The 12,654-nt window shown below is 56.9% G+C and carries 11 protein-coding genes; 8 read left to right on the top strand and 3 right to left on the bottom strand.

All coding sequences use genetic code 11. From position 1 onward, the window contains the following. Positions 1 to 136: 136 nt before the first annotated feature. The 5 genes from IEW06_RS15705 to IEW06_RS15685 all read left to right on the top strand — a co-directional run bounded on the left by IEW06_RS15705 (position 137) and on the right by IEW06_RS15685 (position 4,591). On the top strand, positions 137 to 1,450 hold the full coding sequence (locus IEW06_RS15705; RefSeq protein WP_188548559.1) for a vanadium-dependent haloperoxidase: 1,314 nt from the start codon (positions 137 to 139) through the stop codon (positions 1,448 to 1,450). A gap of 55 nt (positions 1,451 to 1,505) precedes the next feature. Beyond that, positions 1,506 to 2,372 carry a hypothetical protein gene (locus tag IEW06_RS15700; protein WP_187731861.1) on the top strand — a complete coding sequence of 289 codons (867 nt, stop codon included), beginning with the start codon at positions 1,506 to 1,508 and terminating at the stop codon, positions 2,370 to 2,372. A 189-nt stretch (positions 2,373 to 2,561) separates the two neighbouring features. Further along, positions 2,562 to 3,356 (top strand): thymidylate synthase, encoded by a 795-nt coding sequence (locus IEW06_RS15695; RefSeq protein WP_187734308.1) that lies wholly within the window; start codon positions 2,562 to 2,564, stop codon positions 3,354 to 3,356. 264 nt (positions 3,357 to 3,620) lie between these two features. Continuing rightward, the gene (locus tag IEW06_RS15690) at positions 3,621 to 4,211 is read left to right on the top strand and encodes an energy transducer TonB (protein WP_187731862.1); all 591 of its coding nucleotides are present in this window, start codon (positions 3,621 to 3,623) and stop codon (positions 4,209 to 4,211) included. Positions 4,212 to 4,369: 158 nt separating this feature from the next. Next, positions 4,370 to 4,591 carry a hypothetical protein gene (locus IEW06_RS15685; protein WP_187731863.1) on the top strand — a complete coding sequence of 74 codons (222 nt, stop codon included), beginning with the start codon at positions 4,370 to 4,372 and terminating at the stop codon, positions 4,589 to 4,591. Here the strand turns inward: IEW06_RS15685 and IEW06_RS15680 are convergent. From IEW06_RS15680 to IEW06_RS15670, 3 genes are all read right to left on the bottom strand, one after another. Further along, entirely contained in the window at positions 4,585 to 5,412 is an 828-nt protein-coding gene (locus IEW06_RS15680; RefSeq protein ID WP_188548558.1) for an aminotransferase class IV, read from the bottom strand. The genes IEW06_RS15685 and IEW06_RS15680 overlap by 7 nt on opposite strands. A gap of 177 nt (positions 5,413 to 5,589) precedes the next feature. Continuing rightward, entirely contained in the window at positions 5,590 to 6,711 is a 1,122-nt protein-coding gene (gene dprA / locus IEW06_RS15675; protein WP_187731865.1) for a DNA-processing protein DprA, read from the bottom strand. A gap of 222 nt (positions 6,712 to 6,933) precedes the next feature. Next, complete coding sequence (locus IEW06_RS15670) at positions 6,934 to 7,290, bottom strand: MerR family transcriptional regulator (protein WP_133272670.1); 357 nt, start codon at positions 7,288 to 7,290, stop codon at positions 6,934 to 6,936. 258 nt (positions 7,291 to 7,548) lie between these two features. Between IEW06_RS15670 and alaS the strand changes: the two genes are divergently transcribed. From alaS to gatB, 3 genes are all read left to right on the top strand, one after another. Next, on the top strand, positions 7,549 to 10,233 hold the full coding sequence (alaS, locus tag IEW06_RS15665) for an alanine--tRNA ligase (protein ID WP_187731866.1): 2,685 nt from the start codon (positions 7,549 to 7,551) through the stop codon (positions 10,231 to 10,233). Positions 10,234 to 10,288: 55 nt separating this feature from the next. Then, a complete protein-coding gene (locus tag IEW06_RS15660; RefSeq protein ID WP_188548557.1) occupies positions 10,289 to 10,984 on the top strand; it encodes an energy transducer TonB in 696 nt (231 codons plus the stop codon). A gap of 165 nt (positions 10,985 to 11,149) precedes the next feature. Beyond that, complete coding sequence (gene gatB, locus IEW06_RS15655) at positions 11,150 to 12,613, top strand: Asp-tRNA(Asn)/Glu-tRNA(Gln) amidotransferase subunit GatB (protein ID WP_187731868.1); 1,464 nt, start codon at positions 11,150 to 11,152, stop codon at positions 12,611 to 12,613. Positions 12,614 to 12,654: the final 41 nt, after the last annotated feature.

The following is a 12,654-nucleotide window of genomic DNA, read 5'->3' as shown; positions in this document are numbered from 1 at the left end:
CGGTGCCCCCTCCTCGCTGCCACTCTAAGTCGGTCCTTCTTAAAGCCTGCATTTTTAGAAACAGCTACACCTAGGCGTATCAGCTCGTGGTCACTCACGCCTGTGGTAGCTAACCTATCCTAACCTGTTTATTTCTATGAAAACGTTAACTCGCTTTCCCTCCCTGCTACGCCCGTTACTGCCGCTGCTCTGCTGCCTGCTTCTGGCCACGGCCTGTCACGAAGATGGCACCCTGGTGCCCTTTCCCGTCGGCGGCCGCCAGGCCGTGCTGACCTGGAATACCGCGGGCACCGTGGCTGTGGCCCGCATGGCCGATCCTACCACGGGCTTTTTTATCCTGCCCCACCCCGAGGCGCGCATCTATGCCATCGTGAACTTATCCATGCACGATGCGCTCAATAACATCCAGCGCCGCTACGCGCCCTACGCCCTGCAAGGTCCGCTGATGCCCCTGGCCTCGCCCGAAGCGGCCGTGAGTACGGCCGCCCACCACGCCCTGGTGGCCGTGCTGCCCGAGCAAAAAGCCTACGCCGATTCCCTCTACCAGGTCTCGCTGGCTTCCATTCGCGACGGCCAGGCCAAGACGCTGGGCATTGCGTTAGGCCACGCGGCGGCCCAGGCCGTGCTGGCCACCCGGGTGGGCGACCGGTCCGATGTAGCCCAGATTCCCTACACCCCGGGCAGCAACCCCGGCGACTACCAGTTTACGCCCCCCTTTGACGCTCCCCCCTTCAACGGCTTCTTTGCCCTGGCCGGCTGGCGGGACGTACGGCCTTTTGCCTTAACCTCGGCGGCTCAGTTTCGCCGCGTGCCGCCCCCGGCCCTGACCTCGGCGGAGTACGCGGCCGATATCAACGAGATCCAGGCGCTGGGGGGGGCTGTCAGCACCCAGCGCACGGCCGAGCAGACGGCCATCGCCCTGTACTGGCTGGATAACTCCCCCTTGCAGTGGAATCGCATTGCCCGCGCCGCCCTCGCTAGTAACCCCCAGAGTGCCCACGGCACGGCGCGGCTGCTGGCGCTGGTGCAGGTGGCCGAGGCCGACGCCTACATTGCCATGGCCGACACCAAGCTGGCCTTCCCGCGCTGGCGTCCCACCACGGCTATTCAGCAGGCGGATCGGGATAACAACCCCCTCACGAGCCCGGATGCGAGCTGGGTGCCCTTCGCCTTTCCCACCCCGCCCGACCCGGACTATGTGTCGGGCCACGCCGTCGCCGGCGGGGCGGCCGCGGCCGTGCTGAAGAATTTTTTCGGCACCGATGCCGTGCCCTTCGCCATCACCAACAACGCCAGGCAGACCCGCGGCTTTGCCGGCTTCACGCCCGCGGCCACCGAGAACTCCGTCTCGCGCATCTATGCCGGCTACCATACCCGTTCCTCCGTCGTCCAGGGCCAGACCATGGGCGAGCAAATCGGGGCCTACGTCTTCCAGACCCAGCTGCGATAAGCACCCCCCTCGCGACGACGTATTGTACATCTCACCCTATATTCCGGTGAAACCAATGGCTGCCAAAGAACCAAACCCACCATCTGCTCCGGCTTTCCCGGAATGGCTGCCTAATCCGATTTCTGTCCTAGGCAGCGTACTCGCCCGAAAGACAGCGCTAGCTTTCCGCCTCAGCCTCTTGCTCACGGCCAGTATGTTGCTGCTGGCGTGTGAAGAAGACACACGCATCCCAGGATTTCCCTCGCCTCCCCTGGTGGTGACGGAGGCGACGCCGCATGGCTGGACCTATGAGACCATGGGAGTGCCGGCAACGACCACGGTGAAGTTTTCTCCCGGACCTGCCACGCCCATACTAGGCACTGGCAGCGTGCGGTTCACCACGACGGCCACACATAATCACAGTTTTAACTTCTCTCGCGTTCGCAACACGCAGTATGCCGGCACCTTGCTGTCGAGTATTACCGAGCTATCCTATGCTACCTTCGTCGAACGCCGCGATACCCTAGTCGATACTCCTTTCTTTGTACTGCATGCCGACAACAACGGCGATGGGACGGCCGATGATATCCTTAATTTTACGCCTTGGTATCAGACTGCCCAGTTTATCGTACCTGCGGGAATATCAGTACCTGAGCAGTGGGTCAGCCGGAATAATACATGGCAAACCTGGGACGTCTTGCACGGCGGCTTTTTTATCGTGACCGATGTGCTCAGTGATCCCGATAATAACGGCCGCCTGATTACGCTCGCTTCCTATATTCAGAAGTATCCGCACGCCACGATTCGCAACGTGGGTAACGGGCGGGGGGGCATTCGGGTCGGGCTAGGAGGACCTACCTTTGCCAATAACTTTATCGGCTATGTCGATAATGTCAAGATTGGTATCGCGGGGCAGACGACCACCTATGACTTCGAAAACTGAACAGGGCGGTGTGTAATGATTGATTTTCATACTTCGCGATGTACAGCAGAAGCCCAGCATCAAGATGGTCCAAATTTCATTTCTACGAAAACAGAAAAGCCGCCCCAAACCGGGCGGCTTTTTCTATTTTTGACAACTCGACCTATCCGCACCTCTTTCCAGCCAGCTTCGGCGGGCGCTATTCTTCTCATGCAGCAGTACCTCGACCTCGTTCGTCATATCCTCGACCACGGCACCACCAAAACCGACCGCACCGGCACCGGTACGCTCTCGGTGTTTGGCTACCAGATGCGCTTCGATCTGGCCCAGGGCTTCCCGCTGGTTACCACCAAAAAAGTCCACCTCAAGAGCATCATTCACGAGCTGCTGTGGTTTTTGCGCGGCGACACCAGCAATAAGTCGCTGGAAGACGTGGGCGTGAGCATCTGGCGGGAGTGGGCCGATGCCAACGGCGACCTAGGGCCCATCTACGGCAAGCAGTGGCGCAGCTGGACGGCCCCCGACGGCCAAAGCATCGACCAGATAGCCGAAATGGTGCGCCTACTTCGTACCCAGCCCGATTCGCGCCGCATGGTAGTATCGGCCTGGAACGTAGCCGACCTGCCCCTGATGCGCCTGACGCCCTGCCACGCCCTGTTTCAGTTTTACGTAGCCGACGGCAAGCTTTCCTGCCAACTCTACCAGCGCTCCGCCGACGTGTTTTTGGGTGTGCCTTTCAACATTGCCTCCTACGCCATGCTCACGCTGATGATGGCCCAGGTAACCGGCTTGGAGCCCGGCGAATTCATCTGGACTGGCGGCGACACGCATCTGTACTCCAACCACCTGGAGCAAGCCCGCCTCCAGCTTACGCGCGCCCCGCGCCCCTTACCACAGCTGCGCCTGAAGCCAGAGGTGACGGATATATTCGGCTTTCAGTATGAGGACTTTACCCTCGAAAATTACGAGCCGCACCCAGCCATAAAAGCGCCTGTGGCCGTATAGTCGGAGGTTCGCTGGTTTGGCGAAGCATTGATTGCAAAAGACGCTTAGGCTGAATACTGCGAAGCAGCCCGCGAACGGATGTTGTGTTTGTAATCGTGGGTAAGCCTGCGGGAAGTGTTGCAACCATTTGGCTGGCGACTCACCTCAAATAGGAGGCTGCGTGACGTTTCGCAAGGGGGAATTTATTTGCCGGGACAGACGTAGCATTACAAGCCGGGAAAAATTTGCCTCCCAGCATTCGTTAACTCACAAGTAGTAAGTACTATGAAGCCTAGTGCCGCGACTCCCGCCAGCCTGAAGCACAACGGATTATTGCTGCTCATCGGGTGCTTGCTGCTGGCCCTGATGGCGGCACCCGCTGCCCGTGCGCAAGGCAGCTACAACCGCTGGACGGCCCAGCCGCCCGCGGCTATTGAGCCCTTGCAAAAGAAGCAGCGGGCCCCGAAGCCGCAGCCAGCCGTGGTGCCCGATACAACGGAGCAGCCGCGCGTGGCCCAGTCTAAGCTGCTGAAGCGCGGCCTGGGCAGCCGCATGCGCCAGGGGCAGTCGTTGCCCGAAGACAGTATTTCAATGGTGTTCTTCTCCCAGAATAGTCGCTACCCATCGGCGGCGGTGCAGGCTCGAGCTGAGGCCAAGGTCGTTATCAGGCTGCAGGTAGCGCCGGATGGTCGGGTGAGTCGGACGTCCGTCGTCACTCTTACGCCGGCGCCCAACCCGTACCGCGATGGGCCCGTACCGGCTCCGGCCCTGCAAGCACTCGCCGATGAAGCGCAGCGCGTGTTTCGGATGCTGCGTTTTGAGCCCGGCCCCCAGACCTCGGAAGAAGATTTAAGCGCAAACTTCTCTATTCAATAAAGTTTAGACGGCCGTTCCTTATATTGCATTTAATATTATAAACCTCGCTAACTAAGGCCTAACTAACTAGCTGTACATTATTTAGTATAATTATTTGTATAAAAATAAAATTATACAAAGTCTAAATCCGAACCTTTACGTTTTTCGTAGCTGCCCGCGTGATACCTCGCGACTACTTTTCCATCTACGTTACCGAATCAGAGCAAAGTGTGCTGACGCGTCAGCACCGGGCATGGGTAGCATTGTATGCGCTGCACGCCGGGCAAGGCCCTCGTGCGAACGTATTACGCACCAATGAGGTAACCGAAGCTGATCTGCTGGAGTTTGAAGACAGCTGGCGCAAGCTGCGGCGGCGAAATCTTCCGCAGCTGCATCAATAGCTTGCTTCCCAGCGTAGTAGCTGGGTTACCAAAGGATGCGGTTCGGGGGAAAAGCTGGTTTCACCCACTTGCCAGATAGGGCGCACCGTTGCCACATTTGCCGTAAACACGGCCTCCGCAGTAAGCAGCTCTGTTACCGGATAAAGGCCTTCCTCGACAGGAAATCCATGTGCCTGAGCCACGCTCAGCAAGTGAGCCCGGCGGACGCCCGCCACGCACCCCGTACTGATGGCAGGCGTGTGTAGGCATTTATTCTTCACCCAAAAAATTGCCGCTGCGCCCGCTTCGGCTACGTGCCCTGCGCTGTCCAGCAGCAGAACCTCGTCGAGGCCGCGGCCGGCGCGCTCCTGGGCAGCCATGACGTAAGTAAGCGCATTAGGACCTTTGCAGAAGCTGAAAGGCGAGAAGTGCGTGCGTAAGTGCTGGCTAAAATCGGCGCGGGCGCCAGTGGGTGCGGCCGGCTCGTAGGCCGTTGCGGTGAGCAAATAATCGGCTGTTGGAGTGACCGGCGTGTATAAGCCTGCGCCTGCCCTCCATAGCTGGAGGCGCAGACGGGCCGCTGTAAGGTTTTGGGCAGCTACTAATTGGTCAAAAATGCCCCCCAGACTATCTGGCGTGCCCAGCTCGGCAGGCAGAGTCAGGTGCAAAGCACTGGCGGCGGCCTGCATCCGGTGCAGATGATAGGAGAGGAGGCGCACCCCACCATCGGCCCAGATCAGTGTCTCAAAAAAACCGTCGTTGTAAAACAGGCCCCGATTGGGCAAAGCCAGCTTGAAAGCGGCTTCATCCATCAGCTGGCCGTTGTAGATAAGGTAGGACAAAGCAGGCGCAAATAAGGTGAAAGAAGAGGCTGAGGAACCAAGTGGTACCACTATCGTTGCTGATGTCTGCTAGCAATATAAAAAGCCCCCAGCCAGCTTGTTAGCTTCGCTGTCCTTCGGGTCAACGATAGTGGTGCCACGACCCACAAAAGTCGTGGCACTACCCAACGGCTTTGTTTACAACAGCGCAAACCGCTTGCCGGGCAATGCTTTCACTACGCCCCTAAACTCCAGACCCAGCAGCAAGCTAGCCGCCTGATTAACGGGTAATTGCGCTTTCCAGCTAAGATTATCCAGTAGTTCTTCCTGTAAGGCGAGCACCTGAATAAGCTGAAATTCCTCCGTGGAAAAATCGTCGGCGTCGTAGGTGGCTGGGGGGCGTTTTTTGCCGGTTTGGTGCAGGGCCGCGTCCCAGTTGAGCACTTCCTCCAGGTCGCGCGGCTCGGCGTACATGGCGGCTTTGTTGCTTTTGATCAAATGGTTGCAGCCCTCGGAGGTGTCGGTGCCGAGGTTGCCGGGCACGGCCAGCACGTCGCGGTTATAGCTTAGCGCAATTTCGGCCGTGATAAGGGCGCCGCCTTTGCGCGCCGCTTCCACAACCACAGTGCCATCGGAAAGGCCGGCGATAATACGGTTGCGCGCCGGAAAGTTGTAGCGGTCGGGCTGGGTGCCGAAGGGAAACTCAGTGAGCAAACCGCCTTGGGTAATCATTTTCTCCGCCGTTTTGCGGTGCGCGGCGGGGTAGATAATATTGAGGCCCGTGGCCATTACGCCCACTGTTTCCAAGCCTTCCTGCAAAGCAGCGCGGTGCGCAGCAATGTCGATACCGTAAGCCAGTCCGCTGACTACAAGTGGATTATGTGTCACCAAGCCCTGCACAATACGCTCCGTTTGCTCGCGGCCATAATCGGTAGCTTTGCGAGTACCGACTAAGGCTACAGTTTTAGAATGGTTGAGGTCGGCGGTGCCTTGATAATAAAGCAGCGCCGGCGCATCGGGAATTTGCTTGAGGCGAGTCGGATAGCGCTTGCTGGTATAAAAAAGCAATTGCACCCCATCTTTTTCCGCCCGGCGCAAGGTGGTTTCGGCCAGAGTAAGCGCTTTACCGCGCTCCGCGCCAGTGAGCGTAGCCACCGTCGTGTTGCCGACGCCGGGAATCTTGCGGAGCTTGCCGGGGGGCAAATGCAGCACGTTTTTGGCCGAGCCGCCGTAGCTCATCAGCTGACGCGTAAGCTGGGGACCGATGCCGGGAAATAATGTTAGAGCAACTTCGTAGAGTAACGTATCGTCGGCGGGCATGAAATGAAAAGCGGGATAGAAGCAGATAGGAAGCTATGCTTTCCCCCAGTCAAATAGTACGCCACGACTAAAACTGAATCGCTCGCACCTTCTCCCAACATTATGCTAAAAGGCGGTCATGCAGAGCGGAGCGAAGCATCTCGCCAGCGGTAGTGAGATTAGTAAGTAGACATCAGCATGCGAGATGCTTCGCTCCGCTCTGCATGACGTTCTGATTAAATATTATTGTGCCTTGCTAATAGCATCCAGCTCTTTCTTCATGGTAACCATGAATTTGCGCACTTTCTCCAGGCTCTGAATCACGTCGATTTTTTCCTTGAGCTGGGGGCCTTTTTGCTTCATCAGGTCGCGGGCGCCGGGGATGGTGTAGCCGCGCTCCTTCACCAGATGGTAGATGGTGCGGAAAATATCGATGTCCTGGGGCGTGTAGAGGCGGTTGCCTTTTTTGCTTTTGCGGGGGCGCAATTCCTCAAATTCCGTTTCCCAGAAGCGAATAAGTGAGGGCGCTACGTTGAATTGCGCGGCTACCTCGCCGATGGTGAAGTACTGCTTTTCGATGTCGCGTTCTTTGTAGGGCATAAGGCTAGCGCGATGTAGCGCGAACTTTTAGTTCGCGTACCGTTGAGTGAATGGCTGGGGGCATTTTTGCAGCAAACCTGACGAAACGCGAACGGAAAGTTCGCGCTACTATCAAAGTCGGCTAACTTTGCCGCTAACGCCATTAATTTAATGGCGAAAAGTAGCCAAAATCCAGCCAGCCGCCAACTTTCCGGCGGCGCGGCCGGCTTCGTTCCACGATTCCAACGATTCCCTAAGCTTCCGCTTAGGCTACCTGCCATGTCACTTCCCTCGGCCCACCACGTCCGCCAGCAATTCCTCGACTTCTTCGCCTCCAAAGGCCACCACATTGTACCCTCGGCGCCTATTGTGGTAAAAGACGACCCCACGCTGCTGTTCATCAACTCGGGTATGGCCCCGTTTAAGGACTATTTCCTCGGCAACAAGCCCGCGCCCTTCAAGCGCATCGCGGATACCCAGAAGTGTCTGCGCGTGTCGGGCAAGCACAACGACCTGGAAGAGGTAGGCTACGACACCTACCACCACACCATGTTCGAGATGCTCGGCAACTGGTCGTTTGGCGATTATTTCAAGAAAGACGCCATTGCCTGGGCCTGGGAGCTGCTCACCGAAGTATACAAGCTGCCCAAAGACCGCCTCTACGTCACCTACTTCGAAGGCGACCAAGGCGACGGCCTCGGCGCTGATACGGAGACGCAGGAACTGTGGCGGCAGTACGTGGCCGAAGAGCGCATTATGCCCGGCAACAAGAAGGATAACTTTTGGGAAATGGGCGATACGGGCCCCTGCGGCCCCTGCACCGAAATCCATATCGACCTGCGCGACGAGGCCGAAGTAGCCCAGAAATCGGGGCGGGAGCTGGTAAATAATGACCACCCGCAGGTAGTCGAAATCTGGAACAACGTGTTCATGGAATTCCAGCGTCTGGCCGACAAGTCGTTGGTAAAGCTGCCGGCCCAGCACGTGGATACAGGTATGGGCTTCGAGCGTCTGATGATGGCTGTGTCGGGCGTGAAGTCGAACTACGACACCGACGTTTTCCAGCCCCTAATTCAGTTTATTGCCTCGGAAGTTGGTCTGGAATACCACGGCACGGCCCCGGCCACCGTGAATGACCAGCCCACCACGGAGAACGAGAAAACGGACATCGCCATCCGTGTAATCGCCGACCACATCCGCACTATCAGCTTCACAATTGCCGACGGACAACTGCCCAGCAACGTGAAGGCCGGCTACGTGATTCGCCGTATCCTGCGCCGGGCCGTGCGCTATGCCTTTTCCTCGCTGAATCAGAAGCAGCCTTTCCTCTATAAACTGGTGCCCGTGCTGGCCGACCAGATGCGCAGCATTTTCCCCGAACTCAAGCAGCAGCAGCAGTTTGTGCAGCGCGTGATTGAGGAGGAAGAAATTGCCTTCCTGAAAACGCTGGAAAACGGTCTGCGCCGCTTGGACGCTTTGGAGGCAACGGCCAAAGCCAATGGTAACCGCATCGACGGCGCTACGGCGTTTGAGCTGTCGGATACGTTCGGTTTCCCGCTCGACCTGACCGCCCTCATCGCCCGCGAAAAGGGTCTGACTGTGGACGAGGAAGGCTTTAAGAAAGAATTAGAAGCGCAGAAAAGCCGCTCGCGCAACGCCCAAGAGGCTGAGCAAAGCGACTGGACCATCGTAACTGAATCGGAGGAGCAGCCCGCGTTTGTAGGCTACGACCTGGAGGAAGCGCCAGCCCGCATTCTGCGTTACCGCCGCACCGACCGCAAAGGCAAAACCGAGTATCAGGTTGTACTGGATCAAACGCCGTTCTACGCAGAGTCTGGGGGGCAAATTGGCGACACGGGCTACCTGGAGTCGGACTTGTCGAAGGTGCGGGTGATTGACACGAAAAAGGAAAACGACCTCATCGTGCACACCGTCCTGGATTTGCCCGAGGATCTGGAGGCCAGCTTCATCAGCCGCATCGACCACGCCCGCCGCGACCAAATTCGCCGCAACCACACGGCTACCCACTTGCTGCAAGCCGCTCTGCGCGAAATAGTAGGCTCCCACGTTGCCCAAAAAGGCTCCTTAGTAAATGAGAAGCTCCTGCGCTTCGACTTCAGCCACTTCACCAAAGTAACCGACGACCAACTGCGCCAGGTAGAAACGCTGGTGAATGAACGAATTCGTCAGCAAATTCCGCTGGATGAGCGCCGCAACGTGCCGATTGCCGAGGCGAAAGAACTAGGCGCCACCGCCTTATTTGGTGAGAAGTACGGCGAATTTGTGCGCGTCATTACCTTCGACAAAGACTTTTCCGTAGAGCTTTGCGGCGGCACCCACGTGCGCACCACCGGCGACATCGGCTTCTTCAAAATTACCTCCGAATCGGCGGTAGGCGCCGGTGTGCGCCGCATCGAAGCCGTAACGGCCGAGGCTGCCGAAGCTTACGTGAACCAGCAGCTAGACTTGCTACAGCAGGTGCGCGAGGCGCTGGGCAACCCACAACATCTGCTGACCAGCATCGAGAAGCAAACCGAAGAAATTGCTGGCCTGCGTAAGCAGATTGAGCAGTTTGCTCAGCAAAGTCTCAATCAGCAAAAAGAACAATTAGCATCTCAGGTGAAGCCACTGAATGGCGTGAATTTCCTTGCCGCTCAGGTGCAGGTTAACTCTGCCGATGGTCTCAAAACGCTGGCCTTTAACCTACGCCAAGCTGTGCCTAACCTAGTGCTGGTGCTCGGAGCCGAGATTGAAGGGAAGCCACAGTTGGCTGTGATGCTAGATGATGCACTAGCTGCGGGGGGCAAATTGAACGCTTCCACGCTGGTGCGCGAGCTGGCTAAGGAAATTCAGGGCGGCGGCGGCGGTCAGCCATTCTTCGCTACTGCGGGGGGCAAAAATGTGGCTGGGCTCGGCGCGGCTATTGGCAAAGCGGAGGAATTGATAGGGAAGGGGTTAGGGTAAAGGCTCTAAAAACATGCTTATGCGTTGCAATATGCTCCTGCTTTGCTGTCTGTTAATGCCTATGCACTTGCTAGGGCAAACTGCTGGCACCAAGGTAATGGCGTACTTCGACGCACAAAATAGAAGACTTATAAATTCCGTAGGCGCTTCATACGCTGTCGAAACAAAGTTCACTGATAGTTTAAGGGCTGTTGAGACGTGGTATTTCGCTCCAAAAAAAGTTAGGGAAGTTGCCTCCTTTTCTAACATCCGCCGCCGTATTCGGGATGGTGAGACGGTGGTATACTACGATAATGGGAGCGTCAAGCGCCGTGAGAGCTATCAAGACGGGGCACGTCAGGGCGAGGGACTAGCTTACTATTCGAACGGTAAAATTCGCCGCCGAGACAGATATGAAAATCAAAAGCGAGTGCTTCAGGAATGTTTTGATGAATCTGGTGGCGCCATGAACTGCGATACCTTGGACCGTCGCGCTTGCCCTAACCAAGTACCTTTCACTCAGCAGACTACCAATGTGCGTTATCCTGCTAAGGCCCTAAAACTTGGCATTGAAGGCGTAGTTAAGGTGAAATTTGTAGTAAATCGGACTGGTCAACTAGTTGATGTTTGGGTAGTTGAGTCCCCTTCACCTTTACTAGATGTTGAGGCAATAGCGGCGGTGCGCAGAATCAAGCAGTGGCGAGTCGGGCTGATAGACTGCGACCCTATGGACACATTCTACACCCTGCCACTAACATTTAAGATAAATTGAAAAGTGTCCGCTTCGCTTCTCTTCTCTACAATACTATTAGTTAAGTAAACCACTGGAACTCGTCAAGCATATTACGATTAACAGGAACGAGAAATAAAACGTAGCTGCTGTGCCTTACCTTCGCAAGTAGAAATCAGCCGCCAAATCAGCGTAAATCTGCGATTCATGGACGAAGCAATAAAATCAAAATACCAGCCTGTTATCGGGCTAGAAGTGCACGCACAGCTGCTCACGCACAGCAAAATGTACTCGTCGGATGAGAATGAGTACGGTGCGCTGCCAAATCATAACCTCTCGGTAATTACGTTGGGCCACCCCGGTACGCTGCCGCGGGTGAACTACTCGGCCGTGGAGTTTGCCATGAAAATGGGCTTGGCCACCAACTGTCACATTACCCGCGACAACCTATTTGCGCGCAAAAACTACTTCTATCCTGACCTGCCCAAGGGCTACCAGATCACCCAGGATAAAACCCCAATCTGCACCCAAGGCCACGTCCCGATTCGCTTGAGTGACGGTACCACGCGGGAAATTGGCGTGACGCGCATTCACATGGAGGAAGACGCGGGCAAATCCATGCACTTGGCGGGCGAGGTAGAAACGCTGGTGGATTTGAACCGCGCTGGCGTGCCGCTAATTGAGATTGTGTCGGAGCCGGACATTCGCAACGCAGAGGAAGCCTACGCTTATTTGGCCGAAATCAAGAAGCTGGTGGTGTACTTGGGTATTTGCGACGGCAACATGGAGGAAGGCTCGCTTCGCTGCGACGCCAATATCTCGGTGATGCTGCGCGGGGCCGATAAGTTCGGGACCAAGGTGGAGGTGAAGAACATGAACTCCTTCCGCAACGTGCAGCGCGCCATTGAGCACGAGATTGAGCGGCAGATTGCCATTCTGGAAGCCGGCGAAACCATCGACAGCGAAACGCGTGGCTTCGATGCGGCGTCGGGTACTACCAGCGGACAGCGTAGCAAGGAGACGATGAACGACTACCGCTACTTCCCGGAGCCAGATTTGCCCCCCGTGGTCATCGATGACGCCTGGTTGCACCGCGTGCAGGCCGAATTGCCGGCACTGCCCCAACAGCTTTACGCGCGCTTTACCGGCGAGCTGGGTTTGTCGGATTACGATGCATCGGTGCTCACGGACCAGAAGGAAGTGGCCTTGTTTTTCGATGAGCTTACGCGCCTGACCACCAACGCCAAAGCTGCCGCCAACTGGGTGATGGGGCCGGTGAAGTCGTATCTGAATGAGCGCGCATTGCCGATGAGTGAGTTCCCGCTCACCACGCAGCACCTTGCCGATATCATTCAGCTTATCGACGAAAACAAGATCAGCCATTCGGTTGCTTCCAAGCAGCTGTTCCCGTATTTGCTCGAGAACCCGGAGAAAAGAGCCCCCCAGGCCGCCCAAGAGCAAAACTTGCTACAAGAGTCGGACGAGGCAGGCTTGCTGGCAATGGTCGAGCAGGTGCTGGCCGCAAACCCCGGCAAAGTAGCTGAGTACCGCGCCGGTAAAAAAGCCCTGACCGGCATGTTTATGGGCGAGCTGATGAAGCTTACCGGCGGTAAAGCCGACCCCAAAGTAGCCAACCAGCTGCTGCGCCAAAAATTGGACGCCAGCGTGTAATTCAATCCCAGGGGCGTGCTTTGCCAAGCGTGCCTCTGGGG

Source organism: Hymenobacter qilianensis, assembly GCF_014638675.1.
Taxonomy (GTDB): domain Bacteria; phylum Bacteroidota; class Bacteroidia; order Cytophagales; family Hymenobacteraceae; genus Hymenobacter; species Hymenobacter qilianensis.
This window is presented reverse-complemented; position numbering and strand designations above follow the sequence as displayed.

Excerpts from the sequence above, each read along its gene's own strand:
- IEW06_RS15705 (WP_188548559.1), top strand. The coding sequence starts at position 137 with ATGAAAACGTTAACTCGCTTTCCCTCCCTGCTACGCCCGTTACTGCCG.
- IEW06_RS15700 (WP_187731861.1), top strand. The coding sequence starts at position 1,506 with ATGGCTGCCAAAGAACCAAACCCACCATCTGCTCCGGCTTTCCCGGAA.
- IEW06_RS15695 (WP_187734308.1), top strand. The coding sequence starts at position 2,562 with ATGCAGCAGTACCTCGACCTCGTTCGTCATATCCTCGACCACGGCACC.
- IEW06_RS15690 (WP_187731862.1), top strand. The coding sequence starts at position 3,621 with ATGAAGCCTAGTGCCGCGACTCCCGCCAGCCTGAAGCACAACGGATTA.
- dprA (WP_187731865.1), bottom strand. The coding sequence starts at position 6,711 with ATGCCCGCCGACGATACGTTACTCTACGAAGTTGCTCTAACATTATTT.
- IEW06_RS15670 (WP_133272670.1), bottom strand. The coding sequence starts at position 7,290 with ATGCCCTACAAAGAACGCGACATCGAAAAGCAGTACTTCACCATCGGC.
- alaS (WP_187731866.1), top strand. The coding sequence starts at position 7,549 with ATGTCACTTCCCTCGGCCCACCACGTCCGCCAGCAATTCCTCGACTTC.
- IEW06_RS15660 (WP_188548557.1), top strand. The coding sequence starts at position 10,289 with ATGCCTATGCACTTGCTAGGGCAAACTGCTGGCACCAAGGTAATGGCG.
- gatB (WP_187731868.1), top strand. The coding sequence starts at position 11,150 with ATGGACGAAGCAATAAAATCAAAATACCAGCCTGTTATCGGGCTAGAA.